Raw genomic sequence first — 15852 nt, forward strand, 5'->3', positions numbered from 1 at the left:
GATAAGTATGTCACTGCGATAAAAAAATTGTATTCCGAATTGGGTGTTGAATAACGAATGAAAAAAACAATCCGTATTTTGGGTATTCGTGGTGTTCCTGCTGCACATGGTGGCTTTGAAACCTTTGCCCAAGCATTGACGCCCTATTTACTGGCGCGTGGTTGGGAGGTGATTGTTTATTGTCAGGAGGAGGGCGATGGCGCAATGTATGAATCGGTTTGGCAGGGAGTGAAACGGATTCATATTCCAGTGAAAGGCAATGGTGCTAAAAGCACGGTTGTTTTTGATTGGATTTCGATTGTTCACGCCAGTAAGCATCAAGATCTCTGCCTTACCTTGGGTTATAACACAGCTATTTTTTGCGCCCTGTTGCGGCTAAAAGGGGTGCCTAATGTGATGAATATGGATGGCATTGAATGGCGCAGGGGGAAGTGGGGGCTGATTGCCAAAGCTTGGTTTTGGCTTAACGAATGGGCTGGCTCTTTACTCAGCAACCACATGATAGCCGACCATCCTGAGATTCAGCAGCATTTGGCACGTGGCGCGGCGCATTCCAAAATGACCATGATCCCGTATGGTGCCGATCGTATTGATGAAATTAATCCTGAGTTATTAGCCCGATATGATCTGAAGCCCAATCAATTTTGTGTACTTATTGCACGTGCTGAACCGGAAAACTCAGTGTTAGAAGTGGTTCAAGCATATTCAAAACGTGTTCGTGGGATGCCTTTGGTGGTTTTAGGTAATTATAAGCCTGATCAAAATCCATTTCATTTGGCCGTGATCACTGCGGCTAGTGATGAGGTGAGGTTTCTTGGGGCTATTTATGAAAAGGATGTGGTCAATGCCTTGCGTACTGGTGCTCGATATTATGTGCATGGCCACCAAGTAGGCGGAACGAATCCATCGTTGGTCGAGGCACTTGGCGCAGGTAGTGCCGTATTGGCGCACGATAATCGTTTTAATCGCTGGGTAGCTGCCGGTGCTGGTGTATTTTTTTCATCGATCGATCAATGCGACGTGATCATTGCTGAGTTAACTTCTCGTGATGACTTAATACAGCAGTTAAAAGCGGCGGCGTGTGAGCAATTTCATGCTCAATTTGAGTCCGATGACGTTCTTGAGCAGTATGAGAAATTATTACTGCAGTGGTTGCCGAGATAATTTTTGAGGTTTATTTCAATTAAGCTGAGGAACTGAGCATGGTAAATCGTCAAGAAATATTCATCTGTGCGGGTATGACGGGCACATTGATCATGACTTGGATCGTGAGTCGCCCAGTGCCAAAATGATTTAAGCCGATATTCTGATGTCAAAAACCGATTCATTGATTGAGTGATTCATCATGACGATTACCCCAGTTATTCTTTGCGGTGGCTCTGGTAGCCGCATGTGGCCTTTATCTCGCGGCGCTTACCCAAAGCAGTTTTTGAGTTTATACGGCGATGAAAGTCTTTTGCAGCAAACCGCAACGCGGTTGAAGGGTTTGCCCGATGTCGTTGCGCCGCTGCTGATTAGTAATAACGAACAGCGTTTTTTGGTAGCCGAGCAATTACGTGCCGTGGGTGTGGTCAACGCTAAAATCGTACTCGAGCCGATTGGTCGCAATACGGCACCGGCAGTGGCGGTGGCTGCGGTGATTGCCTTAGAAAACAATCCTGATGCCATATTGATGGTTTTACCTTCTGATCATGTGATTGCGCACCGAACTGTATTTCAGCAGTTGGTGGTGCAGGCTGCGAGCGTGGCCGCACAAGGCAAATTGGTGACTTTTGGTATTGCTCCAACTGAGCCCCATACTGGGTATGGCTATATACGCCGCGGCGCTAAATTGTTAAATACCACCTATGACGTTGCGGCTTTTGTCGAGAAACCCAATATCGAGCGTGCTAAAGCGTTTTTAGCAACTGGAGAATATTATTGGAATAGCGGGATGTTTATGTTTCGCGCTGACGTGTATTTGGCTGAACTAGAAAAATATCAGCCGAAGATGCTAGAGCAGGTGCGCGCCGCCGTTGCAGGATCAGTTCGTGATTTGGACTTCGTGCGACTAGAGCTCGATGCGTTTGCTGCCTGCCCTGCTGATTCAATTGATTATGCGGTGATGGAGCATACCGAGCATGCTGCGGTCATTGCTGCGGCGGATTTGGGCTGGAACGACATTGGTTCCTGGGCTGCTTTGGCTGAGGTCAGCACTGCTGATACCGAGGGGAATAATCTGGTTGGCGATGTAATGATTGAGGGGGTAAGCAATAGCTATATTCGCAGTGAAAGCCGGATGATTGCGGCCATTGGTGTGGATCATCTCGTGATTGTAGAGACCGCCGATGCGATTTTGGTTGCGCACAAAGACAAAGTACAAGATGTAAAAAACATCGTTAATCGCTTGCAAGCCGCTGGGCGTAGCGAATCGATGATGCATCGCAAAGTTTATCGCCCATGGGGCAGTTATGAAGGGCTCGATTCTGGTGCGCGCTTTCAAGTTAAACGCATTATTGTGAATCCCGGTGCTGCGCTGAGCTTGCAAATGCATTACCACCGTGCCGAGCATTGGATTGTCGTAAGTGGTACGGCGCGGGTAGTGAATGGCGATCAAACGTTGTTGCTATGCGAAAATCAATCAACCTATATTCCGATTGGTGCGACGCATCGCTTAGAAAATCCGGGCAAATTCCCATTGGAAATGATCGAAGTGCAATCGGGCAGCTATTTGGGTGAAGACGATATTGTGCGCTTTGAAGATACGTATGGCCGAGTTGAGGTGAAATAATGGCCGCTTTATCGTGTTTTAAAGCCTACGACATTCGGGGCCAGCTTGGCACCGAGCTCAACGAAGACATTGCTTACCGCATTGGCCGCGCCTATGGCGAATTTCTCCAACCCAAACGCATGGTTGTTGGGGGCGATGCTCGGTTGACTTCTGAGGCGCTCAAAATGGCACTGACCAATGGCTTGATGGACTCGGGCTGCGATGTCATTGATATCGGCATGACCGGCACTGAAGAAGTTTATTTCGCCGCGTTTCATTTGGATGTCGATGGCGGAATCGAGGTAACGGCCAGCCATAACCCGATGGATTACAACGGCATGAAGTTGGTTAAGCGCGGGTCGGTGCCAATTAGTGGCGATACCGGCTTGCGTGATATTCAGCGCCTTGCCGAAGAAAATCAGTTTCCCGCTGTTGTTCGGCGCGGCATATTCAGTCAGCAGTCGATTTTAGCGGACTACGTGCAGCATTTACTGGGTTACATCGACATTACGCAGTTAAAGCCGATGAAAATTGTGCTCAATGCGGGTAATGGCGCGGCAGGGCATGTGGTGGATGCACTCGAATCGCAATTCGCCGCAGCAAACGTACCGGTGCAATTCATCAAAGTACATCACGAGGCTGATGGCAGATTTCCGAACGGAATACCAAATCCATTACTGCCTGAAAACCGCGCCGATACTGCCAATGCCGTCAAAGCGCACGGCGCTGATTTGGGTATTGCTTGGGATGGTGATTTTGATCGCTGTTTCTTATTTGATGAAACAGGTAATTTTATCGAGGGGTATTACATTGTAGGGCTTTTAGCTAAAGCTTTTCTTGCTAATACCCCCGGTTCAAAAATCATCCATGATCCACGCTTGACGTGGAATACCATCGAGATGGTTGCACAGGCGGGGGGGATTGCGATTCAAAGTAAAACCGGTCATGCGTTTATCAAAGAGCGCATGCGCTTGGAGGATGCCGTGTATGGCGGAGAAATGAGCGCGCATCATTACTTTCGTGATTTTGCTTACTGCGACAGTGGCATGATCCCGTGGTTACTGGTGATTGATTTAATGAGCCGCAGTGGGCAAAAACTCTCTGTGATGGTCCGTGAGCGAATTGCGGCATTTCCATCCTCGGGGGAGATCAATCGCGCGGTGCCCGACGCTCAAGCCGCGATTGCTAAGGTACGTGCGGCCTATGAAGCGCAAGCGATCACAATAGATGAAACCGATGGTTTAAGTCTGGATTTTGGCGCTTGGCGCTTTAATTTACGTAGCAGTAATACTGAGCCAGTGATTCGATTAAACGTCGAAAGTAAAGCAGATATTGCGCTAATGCAAATTTCATACCGATTCGATTTTGTCGTTACTTTAATTGTTGCGGGTGTTTTTTTTAAACGCCGAAACAATCGTCTCATCACTGCTTGGTCGCTGCAATCGTGGCGGCGCATGTTTTATTGCATTTGATCGCGTTACAACTGCAGCCGGAAGGGGCGACTGCCATAGCTAGTTTGCACAGAAGGGCGCGTTACGCCTTTAGATTGCCCGCGCCGTTAGCGCTGCCACGATGAGTGAGTCTGTTTGCGGCGGCGTGTTGATAGTAAACCGAGCAAACCCAAACCCATTAAGACATAAGTTTCTGGCTCAGGCACTGGTGTGACTGTCGCTGAAAACGTTCCGCCCTTAAGGCCAGGATTGGCAAAGGTGAGTTGTGTGTTGTAAGCAAATTTGGCAGCTTGAATTGCGCTAAAGGTATAGGTACGAGCCCAAGAAGACGTACCAATCATGGCATCTTGAAATGTTGAAATGAAATGGGGTGCAGAAGTGTAATCTGGTTGTGTGCCGGTCCAATTGACTTGGTTTATAAATGACAGTGCACTGATCAGCGGCCCTGAGTTTGGCGTAGCGTCAAATTTTAAACGTCAGCAGATAGTCTCCAGTGTTTGCAATATTAAAAAAAACCATAACTTGTGATGTTGGTGGTATTTTGGCTGGTGCTAAATAGTGTCACCAGTTCTGAGCCGATGGTTTTTTCATCGGGCGTTAAATTGAGGGTGGCGGCTTGACTTAAGCTGAGGACTGAGCTGATGACGATTGCGGCTGCGATATGGATTAATTTCATATTCAAATCTCATTAAGGGTTTTAAAGTTAGTACATGTTAATATTCTAACCAATTGATTATTAACAACATTAATTTGAGATTAAATGCTAGTCGCATACTGCGTTAAAGTCAAAACAATAAAGTAAGTTTTAATTAATTAATAATAATTTATATGTAATTTAACGTAATTATTCTTGAGGAGATTTTAGTATTCGGCCGGTTGAATAATAAAACCGGCGAATTTCGCCGGTTTTTGGGGTGTCACGCTGTCATGACATCGATACTGCGTGGTTATTCGCCAAGCAGGTGTTTAGTTTTGCATGGCCAGCATCAAGCCATTTAAGCGTTTGACGAATGAAGCAGGGTCTTCGAGCTGACCGCCTTCGGCCAATAAGGCTTGGTCAAAAATCAACTGAGTCCAATCGCCAAATTGATTGCTACCCGTCTCGGCTTTGAGCTTATTGAGCAATGGATGCGTTGGGTTGACTTCCAAGATTGGCTTGCTGCCTTTTACGTCTTGCCCGGCTGATTTGAGTAAACGCTCCAAGTTCGCGCTCATGTCTTGATTTTCAACGACCAAGCAAGCTGGGCTGTCGGTCAAGCGATGCGTAACGCGGATGTCTTTGACTGAATCGCCAAGTACCGCTTTCATTTGTTCAATGACGTCTTTCAGCTCGGTGGCTGCGGCTTCTTGCTCTTGCTTTTCGGCTTCGTCGGTAAATTGCTCTAAATCCAGTTCGCCTTTGGCAACGGACTGGAGTTTTTTACCTTCAAATTCGGTTAAGCCGCTAAATGCCCATTCATCCACGCGGTCCGACAAAAGCAAGACTTCGATGCCTTTTTTGCGGAACACTTCCAGATGCGGGCTGTTTTTCGCAGCGGCATACGAATCGGCGGTGATGAAGTAGATCTGATCTTGGCCTTCTTTCATGCGGCCTAGATAGTCTTTGAGCGAGACGGTTTGTTCGGCATTGTCATTGTGGGTCGAAGCAAAGCGGCATAGCGCGGCGATGCGCTCTTTGTTGCCATGGTCTTCACCAACGCCTTCTTTGAGCACTTTGCCAAATTCAGTCCAAAATGCAGCGTATTTGGCTTGTTCTGCGCCATCGTCCGAGTTGGCCATGCTTTCTAACAGACCCAGCACTTTTTTAACGCAACCGGATTTAATCTGCTCGATGTCTTTGCTGTGTTGCAAGATTTCGCGTGATGCGTTGAGCGGCAAATCGGCCGAATCAATCACACCACGGATAAAGCGCAGGTATTGCGGTAGCAATTTTTCGCTGTCTTCCATGATAAATACGCGGCGCACGTAGAGCTTCACGCCGTGGCGACGTTCGCGGTCGTATAAATCAAATGGTGCCCGTTTTGGCACGTAGAGTAGCTCGGTGTATTCTTGGCGGCCTTCGACTTTGGCGTGACTCCAAGCGAGTGGCTCTTCGTAGTCGTGCGCAACGTGTTTATAGAATTCGGTGTATTGCTCTGGTGTGATGTCGGATTTGCTGCGCGTCCACAAAGCATTGGCTTGATTGACGGTTTCTTCGCCTTCGGCGGGTTTAATTGAGCCGTCTTCGTTGTAGCCCGCTTGCGCTGGCATCATGATCGGCAAAGTGATGTGGTCTGAATATTTGCGGATGATGCTGCGTAAACGCCAATCGTTGAGGAATTCTTCTTCGCCTTCTTTGAGGTGCAGCACGATGGTCGTGCCACGGCTGGCTTTTTCAACAGTTTCTAGTGTGAATTCGCCATCGCCTTTGGATTCCCATTGCGTGGCGGTTTCTTCGCCTGCACGGCGGGTGGTGAGAGTGACTTTATCGGCAATGATAAAGGCCGAGTAAAAACCCACGCCAAATTGACCGATTAAATGCGCATCTTTTTGTGCATCGCCAGAGAGTTGGCTAAAGAATTCTTTGGTGCCAGAGCGAGCGATGGTACCAATATTTTGGATCACTTCATCGCGGCTCATACCAATACCACTGTCGCTGATGGTGATGGTTTTGGCATCGGCATCAAAGCTCACGTGGATTTTGAGTTCGGGATCATTGCCAAACAGGCTGTCATTATTGATGGCTTCAAAGCGCAATTTGTCGCATGCATCAGAGGCATTGGACACCAATTCGCGCAAGAAAATTTCTTTGTTGGAATACAAAGAATGAATCATCAGTTGCAAGAGTTGTTTGACTTCGGCTTGAAAGCCTAATGTTTCTTTAGACATAGTCTTTATTGCTTCCTGTGGGTTGAACATAACAACATGAATGCTTAGCAAATGGGGGCAGAGGTGAGGGCTTCAAGAGATGTGGCGGGTTTATTATCAATAGCTTGCTTAATAGTCGATAATAGTTGACGCTGGTATTGTTTATTTCTTTTGTTATTTGTCATAAATGACGCAGCTTATTCCGTGCAATAAGGCATTCACCTAGCCGCATGGCGCACAGTGTTATAGTGTGATGAGGCAAACTTGGCGAGGCGTGAGCATGTTACGACGGGTGGTGTTTAATCAAAAAGGCGGCGTCGGTAAATCAACGATTACGGTGAATTTGGCCGCCGTGGCTGCGGCACAAGGCAAACGTGTTTTGATTGTTGATTTAGACCCACAGGGCAATAGCAGTCATTATGTTTTAGGTGCTGCAGCTTACGAGTGCACGCCCACATTGGCCGATTTTTTTTGACCAAGTGCTTAATTTCTCTTTGTATGCCAAAGGCGCTGCTGAGTTTATCCATCCTACGCCGTTTAAAAATCTATTTATCATGCCTTCGCATCCCAGTATTGCGGAACAGCAAGTTAAATTAGAGTCGCGCTACAAAATCTATAAATTACGCGAAACATTGGCCGAGCTCACCGGGCAATTTGATGAGGTTTATATTGATACCCCGCCAGCACTTAACTTTTTCACACTTTCGGCCTTGATTGCCGCCTCTGGCTGCTTGATTCCTTTTGATTGTGATACATTCTCGCGCGACGCCTTACTGGGTTTAATCGCCCGAGTGGAAGAAATTCGGCAAGATCATAATAGTGAGCTGAAAATTGAGGGCATTATTGTCAATCAATATCAATCTCGCGCTAGTTTGCCACAGCGTTTGGTGCAAGATTTAGAGGCGCAGGGCTTGCCGGTATTACAAGCTAGATTATCGAGCTCAGTTAAGGTGCGTGAGTCGCATGATCAGGCCATGCCTTTGATTGCATTGGACGCCAAACATAAGCTATCACAAGAATTTTGTCATTTATACGCCGAGCTGTCCGGTGATGTGCTTGTCAGCATAAGTTAAATAGTTGGGGTAAATATGGCAACGAAACCGCTCAATCGAATCCTGATTGTTGACGATGAACCATTTAATTTAGAAATACTGTCCGAGCATTTAGCCGATGCCGGCTATGAAACGGTGACTGCTGAAGATGGTGAGGCGGCTTGGGAAATCCTGCAGCACGATAAGGAAGGTTTTTCGACCATCTTGCTCGATCGAATGATGCCACGTATGGATGGCATGCAGGTTTTGGCCAAGCTCAAGCAACATCCTGATTTTTTGCATATTCCAGTCATTATGCAAACCGCAGTCGGCGCAGCAGAAAATGTGCGTGAAGGTTTGGCTGCCGGTGCTTACTATTATTTGATTAAACCGTTTCAGCGTGAAATGTTGTTGGCGATTGTGGCGGCGGCAGTAGGCTTTCACAAAGAGCGCAAGCAGCTAGAAGATCAGATTACTGAGCACGCCGAATCTTATCGTTTATTGGTGAATGGCGAATTTCATTTTCGTACTTTAGATGAAGCCAGACAATTGACATTAATGCTGTCACGCGCTTGCCCAGAGCCTCAGCGGGTGGCGATGGGTTTGTCTGAGTTGCTGGTGAATGCCATCGAGCATGGCAATTTGGGCATTAGCTACGCTGATAAATCACGGTTACTACAAGCGGGCCGTTGGCAAGATGAAGTGGAATCTCGCTTGGCCAGCCCTGATTACGCCCAAAGAAAAGTCGCCGTAAAGTACAGCATGGATGAAGATGAAATTCAGATTCATATTTTGGATGAAGGGCAGGGCTTTGATTGGCAGCCTTTTTTAGAGTTTTCACCTGAGCGTGCGTTTGATCCGCATGGCCGTGGGATTTCAATGGCCAGAATGATGTCGTTTGATAGTTTGGAATATCAAGGCAAAGGCAATGAAGTATTGGTTCGAATGCTACGTAAACCTTAGGCTAGATTAATATACCCTCAGAAATAAATAAGCCCGCTACATTCGTAACGGGCTTTTTGTCTTGTATCTTGCTATTTAAGCGAGATGGTCAACGATGTATTTTTTCAGCAAATTAGTATCTGCATCAATCGCCTCAAAGCGCTGTGGCAAGGCTTCTAGGCCGGCAAACCTTTGGGGCGGAAGGGCGCTTGTTTGAGGGCTTCGAGCATGGTGTCTTCAAACTTGGCTGGCAAGGCGGTTTCCATAATCACCATTGGCACGGCAAGATTGCGATGGGCTTTGGCGGCTTTAAAGCCGTCAGCGGTATGCGGATCAATTTGTACGCCGTATTTTTCAAACACTTCGCGAATATGGGCAATTCGATCGCTGTGATTGCTGGCCGATGATTTAAAGCCATAGCTGTCTTGCATTAGCGCCAATTCAGCGGGGGACAAATCAAAGCCGCCACCTGATTCAACTTCGGTCCACAATGCCGCCAAACGCGCGCTATCACGGCCGATCAAATCAAACACAAAGCGCTCTAAATTAGAGGCTTTGCTAATGTCCATCGACGGGCTGGTGGTTTCAAAGGTGTTGGCTACTCGCGTGGATGGTAGCCGCCGGTTTTGAAAAATTCGTCCAGCACGTCGTTTTCATTGGTCGCGACGACCAATTGGCCAATCGGCAAGCCCATTTGGCGGGCAATATGGCCGGCGCAGATATTGCCAAAATTACCCGACGGCACGCAGAAGTCGACTTTATCGCCGACTTTTTTGCCGGTGGCTAAGATGGTGGCAAAGTAGCCTTTGAAGTAATACACCACTTGGGCCACGATGCGGCCCCAGTTGATTGAATTGACCGCGCCAATTTTGTATTGAGCTTTAAATTCAGCGTCTTTATTGATGTTTTTAACGATGTCTTGGCAAGCGTCGAAAAAGCCATGCACTGATAAATTGAAAATATTTTCGTCTTGTAGACTGAACATTTGTGCGCGTTGGAACGGGCTCATTTTGCCAAATGGCGACAGCATAAATACATTCACGCCGCGTTTGCCGCGCATCGCGTATTCGGCTGCAGAGCCAGTGTCGCCTGATGTTGCGCCGACAATATTGATTTGCTCGCCTTTTTTGTCCAGCACGTATTCAAACAGATTGCCGAGTAATTGCATCGCCATATCTTTGAACGCCAGCGTTGGTCCGTTGGATAGTTCTTGGATATACAGCGAGCCATCGAGCTTAATCAGTGGCGTGATGTGATCGGCTTGATTTTTTGAGCGGCCATTGCAATACACTTCGGCGGTGTAGGTTTTGTCGATCAAGGCTTTCAGATCGTCACTAGGAATATCGTCGACAAAACGGCTAATGACCGCAAAGGCTAAATCGCGGTAATTGAGCGTTGCCATGCTTTCTAAATCGGCTTGAGACAGTTGCGGATATTGTTCTGGAATCGACAGGCCACCATCGGGCGCGAGGCCACCAAGAAGAATATCGCTGAATGCTTGGGCGTTCATACCGCCACGAGTCGAGATGTATTTCATGGGTATCTGCTTGTAGGTTAGTATTCTTAAGGTTTGGGTTGATATACGTAGTTGTTATTTCAAAGTTTGTTTTTGATTAAATCTATTTCTTTTTGGCTTGTTAAATTCAACAGCACAATCGCAGCATCAAGTCGTTTGCGCATTTGACGTATCTCGTCATAGAGATTAATGATTAAGAATGCAGCAAAAATAGCGCAGAAAAATCCTAAGAAATAGACCGTGGGTTTAATTGTAAATATGCCGCTAATTATCCAATCGCCGAGTCCTGTTAGGACGGTCATACTGAGTGCAAATCCTAGGGTGGCGAGCAAAAGGTACTGTCTTGGCTTTTTTACCGGTTCACTGAGCGTCGCTAATGCTTCGGTGTAGGCAATGCTGGCTTTGCCGATTTGGGTTGCGCTTAATTCTTCTGCGATATTCATCGTGCCCGTTTCAGTTTGCATTTCATGAACCCCGAATTTGATACAACGTGTAGGTCGGATAACGCCTACGGCTCATCCGACTTACATGATTTACATCCATCAACCGTTCAAATGCTCCAAACGCAATTTCACCACCTTGCCATGCGTGCTGGCGAGGCTTTCGATTTTGGCGATGGCGATGTTGATGTTTTTTTCAATCGCGATGTGCGTCACGATAATGATCTCAGCAGTGCCGCCGGCTGCCGCAGCAGGTTTTTGCAGCATGGCATCGACCGAAATTTGCCCTTCAGCCAAAATACCAGTGACATCGGCCAACACGCCGGGTAAATCTTTGGCGGTTAAGCGCAGGTAATAGCAAGTTTCCACTTCGTCGATTGGCAAAATCGGCAAATTGGCGATTTGCGACGGTTGGAACGCTAGATGCGGTACGCGATGTTCTGGATCAGCAGTGTGCAGGCGAGTGATGTCGACCAAATCGGCAATCACCGATGAGGCGGTTGGTTCGGCGCCAGCGCCCGGGCCGTAATACATAGTTGCGCCTACGGCGTCACCTTTGACCAGCACCGCATTCATTACGCCGTCGACATTGGCGATCAAGCGGCCAGCCGGAATCAATGTCGGTGACACGCGCAATTCAATGCCCGTTCGGGCGGCGGCGCGTCATGCCAAGCAATTTGATGCGATAGCCCAATTCGGCGGCGTATTTAATATCGGCCGCGTCGAGTTTGCTGATGCCTTCTAAATACGCTTTGTCGAACTGCACTGGAATGCCAAAAGCAATCGCGCTCATGATGGTGAGTTTGTGCGCGGCGTCGTGGCCTTCGATGTCGAAAGTCGGATCCGCTTCGGCGTAACCGAGGCGCTGCGCTTCGGCTAAGACATCAGCAAAGGCCGAGCCTTTATCGCGCATTTCAGTCAGGATAAAGTTGGATGTACCGTTGATAATGCCGGCCACCCATTCGATTTGGTTGGCAGTTAAACCTTCGCGCAGTGCTTTAATCACTGGAATACCGCCGGCGACGGCGGCTTCAAAGGCCACAATGACGCCTTTTTCTTGGGCGAGGGCAAAAATTTCATTGCCGTATTCGGCGATGAGTTTTTTATTGGCAGTGACAACGTGTTTGCCGTTGGCAATCGCGGCTAAAACCAAGTCTTTGGCAACGGTGGTGCCGCCAATGAGTTCAACGACGATGTCGATATCGGGATTGTTCACCACATCCATCGCATTGTCGGTGAGCAGTACATCGTTACCCACTAATTCGCGTGCGCGATCTAAGTCGCGATTGGCGGCCATCGTAATGACGATAGGGCGGCCAGCACGGCGGGCAATTTCATTACCGTTACGTTTTAAAACGGTGGCGGTACCGCCACCGACTGTTCCTACGCCACACAGGCCAACGTTGATTGCTTTCATTTTGCTTCCCTTGTCGCTCGGGTTAGCGAAACCCGACGGTTTATTAGCGGGTGGCAGACCCACCCTACGGTTATTTTGCAGCAAACTCACCGGTGCCATGGCGTTTACGCCATTGCGTCAAAAAGCGGGCGACGCGATTGAGCGCATCGGTGAGGTCGTCCAAATTAGGCAGAAAAACCACGCGAAAGTGATCGTGTTGTGGCCAGTTAAAGCCAGTGCCTTGGACCAGTAGTACTTTTTCATCTTGCAGCAATTCGAGCATAAATTGCTGATCGTCGCTCACCGGGTAAATCACCGGATCGAGCTTGGGGAACATATACAGCGCGGCTTGCGGCTTGACGACCGAAACGCCGGGCATGGCGCTGAGCATGTTGTAAGCCAAATCGCGTTGTTTGGCTAAACGGCCGCCTTCGCACACTAAATCATCAATGCTTTGATAGCCGCCGAGCGCGGTTTGGATGGCGTATTGCGATGGCACATTGGCACACAAACGCATCGTCGCCAGCATATTCAGGCCTTCGATATAGTCTTTGGCGCGATGTTTTTCGCCAGAAACAATCATCCAACCGGAGCGATAACCACATGCGCGGTAGTTTTTCGACAAACCATTAAACGTGACAAAAAGTACATCATCGGCCAGCGAAGCGATTGAGGTGTGGCTAACGCCGTCGTACAGCACTTTATCGTAAATTTCATCGGCATAAATAATCAGGCCAAACTCACGCGCCAGCGCAATGATGTCGAGCAGTACCGAATCTGGATACAGCGCGCCGGTTGGATTATTCGGGTTGATGACCACAATTGCCCGCGCGTTTTTGGGGTGATTTTGGCACGCATATCGCTGATCGATGGCAGCCAGCCATCGGCCTCGTCGCAGAGGTAATGCCGTGGCGTACCGCCGGCGAGGCTGACTGCGGCGGTCCAGAGTGGATAGTCTGGCATTGGTACCAAGACTTCATCACCGGTATTGAGTAAGCCTTGCATACTCATCACGATGAGCTCAGACGCGCCATTACCAATGTAAATATCGTCAACGGTCACGTCGGCAATATTTTTTTGTTGCGTGTAATGCATGATGGCTTTGCGGGCTTGGAATAAACCTTTGGAATCCACATAACCGGCGGCATTGGCCAAATTGCGAATCACATCTTGCACGACTTCTTCGGGCGCATCAAAACCAAAGTTGGCGAGGTTGCCAATATTGAGTTTGATAATGCGATGGCCTTCTTCTTCTTCCATCTGCCGCGCTCGCTCTGGAATCGGTCCACGGATTTCGTAGCAGATGTTCAATAATTTGTTGGACTTGAGGATGGCTTCCATCGTATGGCCTGCGCAAAGGTTTTTCAGGGAAACCCCGTATTCTAACGAAAGAATGAGGGAAATGGTCATCTACGTGTATTAAATGCACAGTTCGCACGTATTTTTGCGCTTTAGACGCAGGCGGCTTTGGTAGAATCGAGCAAAATCACTTAAATAGGCATTTGCGTATGAAGCTGCATCAATCCAAAGTAAAAAATGTGAATCAATTTACCGCGTATGACGCCACGGGCGTCAAAGTGAACGATGAGCGTTTTGAAGGCAGCGTATTGGTGCTGCCCAATGAGATTCATTCGTGGCGTCCGACGTCGTTTGCCGATTTAACTGCGGAAGATTTTGCTGAGTTGTGGGGGTATGCGCCTGAGCTGGTGCTGTTAGGCACGGGGAGCAAGATTCAATTCCCACATCCACAGCTGTACGCCGCGCTCTCTAGTCAACGGATTGGGGTTGATATGATGGATACAGGGGCGTTGTGCCGTACTTTTAATGTGCTTACCGCAGAAGATCGCCGTGTACTGGCCTTGGTTTTGCATAGTTAAATTAATTTCATTGTCATGAATTAGTAAAGTCTATCTGTTATTTTCAGTGCGTGGGGTGAGTGTTATCGCGGGTCGTTGCTTGGTTTTTTATTAGGTATTTGTTTGTAGTTCAATATGCGTAAGCCTTAGGTCTTCATACCCACAAAATATTTCTTGTAAGTCATCCGATTTTCACCCTGATTGGGGAAATAAAATGAAAGTGACGGTTATTGGCTCGGGTTATGTTGGCTTGGTGACGGCAACGTGTTTGGCTGAGTACGGCAATGATGTGCTGTGTTTGGACGTGGATGTCAGCAAAATTGAGTTGCTCAATCAAGGTGGCGTGCCCATTTATGAGCCAGGCTTAGAAGAAATGATCAAGCGTAATCGTGCGGCGGCAAGATTACGCTTTACAAGCAATATTGCTGAATCAGTGGCGCATGGCACGATTCAATTTATTGCGGTGGGAACGCCACCCAATGAGGATGGTTCCGCCGATTTGCAATACGTCGTAGCGGCCGCCAACCATATCGGCCGCCATATGAATACCTATAAAGTGATTGTGAATAAATCCACGGTGCCTGTTGGCACGGGTGATAAGGTTCGAGCGGTGATTGCGGCGCAGTTGGCGCTACGTGGTTTAAATGCAAGTTTTGCGGTCGTTGCCAATCCCGAGTTTTTAAAAGAAGGGGCTGCGATTGATGACTTTATGCGGCCAGATCGGATTGTGATTGGTTGTAATGATGAGACCGCAAGCGATTTATTGCATGCTTTATACGCCCCGTTTGTGCGCAATCATGATCGAATTTTATTGATGGATCTTCGCTCGGCTGAAATGACCAAGTATGCGGCCAATGCCATGTTGGCGACGCGCATCTCATTGATGAATGAATTGGCAAATTTGGCGGAAATTTTAGGTGCCGATATTGAGCTGGTGCGTAAAGGGATCGGTGCCGATCCGCGCATTGGCTACCATTTTTTATACGCCGGCGTGGGCTATGGTGGCTCGTGCTTTCCTAAAGATGTACAAGCTTTGCAGCGTACCGCTAATGAAAACGGCATTCAGTTGCGGGTGCTGGCCGCCGTTGAGCACGCTAATCTAGCGCAAAAATCCGTCATTATTCATAAAATCAAGCAGCGTTTTGCCGGCAATTTAGCTGGGATGCATTTTGCATTATGGGGATTGGCCTTTAAGCCCAATACCGATGATATGCGCGATGCACCCAGCCGCGTATTGATCGAGTACCTATTGGCGCAAGGTGCAACGATTGCGGCGTATGATCCCGTCGCGATGATCGAGGCGCAGCGGGTGATGCCTCATGCAACTGGGCTGCATTATGGCGAAGGGCCTCAGGCCGTGCTCATGCAAGCCGATGCTTTAGTGGTGATGACAGAGTGGAAGGTGTTTCGTAGTCCAGATTTTGCTGAAATGAAGGCGCTATTGTCGCAGGCGATTATTTTTGATGGGCGAAATCTGTACGAGCCGCAGTATTTGGCAAAACAAGGGTTTGAGTACTATCCGATTGGACGGGAGCAAATTTATCCGGCATTAATTGCACGCGCATTGATGGCGGAACCGTCTGAGCAGGCCTTGAATCTGGCTTGATTTAATTGCGGTTGATCA

9 protein-coding genes and 5 pseudogenes are annotated in these 15852 nt (G+C 48.2%); 7 read left to right on the forward strand and 7 right to left on the reverse strand.

Going from position 1 to position 15852, the window contains the following annotated elements; translation table 11 throughout:
* Nucleotides 1-57 precede the first annotated feature (57 nt).
* The 3 genes from GKO28_RS12550 (at nucleotide 58) to GKO28_RS12560 (ending at nucleotide 4221) form a co-directional block, all read left to right on the forward strand.
* The gene (locus GKO28_RS12550) at nucleotides 58-1164 is read left to right on the forward strand and encodes a DUF1972 domain-containing protein (RefSeq protein WP_182076480.1); all 1107 of its coding nucleotides are present in this window, start codon (nucleotides 58-60) and stop codon (nucleotides 1162-1164) included.
* A 181-nt stretch (nucleotides 1165-1345) separates the two neighbouring features.
* Entirely contained in the window at nucleotides 1346-2770 is a 1425-nt protein-coding gene (locus GKO28_RS12555; RefSeq protein WP_182076481.1) for a mannose-1-phosphate guanylyltransferase/mannose-6-phosphate isomerase, read from the forward strand.
* On the forward strand, nucleotides 2770-4221 hold the full coding sequence (locus GKO28_RS12560; protein ID WP_182076482.1) for a phosphomannomutase CpsG: 1452 nt from the start codon (nucleotides 2770-2772) through the stop codon (nucleotides 4219-4221). The genes GKO28_RS12555 and GKO28_RS12560 overlap by 1 nt, the downstream gene beginning before the upstream one ends.
* Before the next feature lie 86 nt (nucleotides 4222-4307).
* Here GKO28_RS12560 and GKO28_RS22905 read toward each other — a convergent pair.
* The 3 genes and pseudogenes from GKO28_RS22905 to htpG form a co-directional block, all read right to left on the reverse strand.
* Nucleotides 4308-4418 (reverse strand): annotated as a pseudogene (locus GKO28_RS22905) (PEP-CTERM sorting domain-containing protein); the annotation flags it as partial.
* Nucleotides 4419-4705: 287 nt separating this feature from the next.
* A complete protein-coding gene (locus tag GKO28_RS12570) occupies nucleotides 4706-4876 on the reverse strand; it encodes a hypothetical protein (protein ID WP_182076484.1) in 171 nt (56 codons plus the stop codon).
* A 290-nt stretch (nucleotides 4877-5166) separates the two neighbouring features.
* Nucleotides 5167-7068: a molecular chaperone HtpG gene (gene htpG, locus GKO28_RS12575; RefSeq protein ID WP_182076485.1), complete on the reverse strand. Its 1902-nt coding sequence runs from the start codon at nucleotides 7066-7068 to the stop codon at nucleotides 5167-5169.
* Nucleotides 7069-7327: 259 nt separating this feature from the next.
* Between htpG and GKO28_RS12585 the strand changes: the two are divergent.
* Together GKO28_RS12585 and GKO28_RS12590 are read left to right on the forward strand one after the other, a co-directional pair.
* Nucleotides 7328-8120, forward strand: a pseudogene (locus GKO28_RS12585) (ParA family protein).
* 15 nt (nucleotides 8121-8135) lie between these two features.
* The gene (locus tag GKO28_RS12590) at nucleotides 8136-9041 is read left to right on the forward strand and encodes a response regulator (protein WP_182076488.1); all 906 of its coding nucleotides are present in this window, start codon (nucleotides 8136-8138) and stop codon (nucleotides 9039-9041) included.
* A gap of 75 nt (nucleotides 9042-9116) precedes the next feature.
* Here GKO28_RS12590 and thrC read toward each other — a convergent pair.
* The 4 genes and pseudogenes from thrC to GKO28_RS12610 all read right to left on the reverse strand — a co-directional run bounded on the left by thrC (nucleotide 9117) and on the right by GKO28_RS12610 (nucleotide 13713).
* Nucleotides 9117-10557: pseudogene (gene thrC, locus GKO28_RS12595) on the reverse strand (threonine synthase).
* A 59-nt stretch (nucleotides 10558-10616) separates the two neighbouring features.
* Entirely contained in the window at nucleotides 10617-11000 is a 384-nt protein-coding gene (locus GKO28_RS12600) for a hypothetical protein (protein ID WP_182076489.1), read from the reverse strand.
* Nucleotides 11001-11078: 78 nt separating this feature from the next.
* Nucleotides 11079-12393, reverse strand: a pseudogene (locus tag GKO28_RS12605) (homoserine dehydrogenase).
* Between the two features lie 70 nt (nucleotides 12394-12463).
* Nucleotides 12464-13713, reverse strand: a pseudogene (locus GKO28_RS12610) (pyridoxal phosphate-dependent aminotransferase).
* 167 nt (nucleotides 13714-13880) lie between these two features.
* On the opposite strand from GKO28_RS12610, the gene GKO28_RS12615 reads away from it, so the two are divergent.
* Both GKO28_RS12615 and GKO28_RS12620 read left to right on the forward strand, forming a co-directional pair.
* A complete protein-coding gene (locus GKO28_RS12615) occupies nucleotides 13881-14249 on the forward strand; it encodes an Mth938-like domain-containing protein (RefSeq protein ID WP_182076490.1) in 369 nt (122 codons plus the stop codon).
* Nucleotides 14250-14442: 193 nt separating this feature from the next.
* The gene (locus GKO28_RS12620) at nucleotides 14443-15834 is read left to right on the forward strand and encodes a UDP-glucose/GDP-mannose dehydrogenase family protein (protein WP_182076491.1); all 1392 of its coding nucleotides are present in this window, start codon (nucleotides 14443-14445) and stop codon (nucleotides 15832-15834) included.
* The last annotated feature ends 18 nt before the right edge of the window (nucleotides 15835-15852 follow it).

Source organism: Deefgea sp. CFH1-16 (assembly GCF_016881365.1).
In the GTDB taxonomy this organism is placed as follows: domain Bacteria; phylum Pseudomonadota; class Gammaproteobacteria; order Burkholderiales; family Chitinibacteraceae; genus Deefgea.

Coding starts and splice junctions, on each gene's coding strand:
- GKO28_RS12550 (WP_182076480.1), top strand. CDS start 58: ATGAAAAAAACAATCCGTATTTTGGGTATTCGTGGTGTTCCTGCTGCA.
- GKO28_RS12555 (WP_182076481.1), top strand. CDS start 1,346: ATGACGATTACCCCAGTTATTCTTTGCGGTGGCTCTGGTAGCCGCATG.
- GKO28_RS12560 (WP_182076482.1), top strand. CDS start 2,770: ATGGCCGCTTTATCGTGTTTTAAAGCCTACGACATTCGGGGCCAGCTT.
- GKO28_RS12570 (WP_182076484.1), bottom strand. CDS start 4,876: ATGAAATTAATCCATATCGCAGCCGCAATCGTCATCAGCTCAGTCCTC.
- htpG (WP_182076485.1), bottom strand. CDS start 7,068: ATGTCTAAAGAAACATTAGGCTTTCAAGCCGAAGTCAAACAACTCTTG.
- GKO28_RS12590 (WP_182076488.1), top strand. CDS start 8,136: ATGGCAACGAAACCGCTCAATCGAATCCTGATTGTTGACGATGAACCA.
- GKO28_RS12600 (WP_182076489.1), bottom strand. CDS start 11,000: ATGCAAACTGAAACGGGCACGATGAATATCGCAGAAGAATTAAGCGCA.
- GKO28_RS12615 (WP_182076490.1), top strand. CDS start 13,881: ATGAAGCTGCATCAATCCAAAGTAAAAAATGTGAATCAATTTACCGCG.
- GKO28_RS12620 (WP_182076491.1), top strand. CDS start 14,443: ATGAAAGTGACGGTTATTGGCTCGGGTTATGTTGGCTTGGTGACGGCA.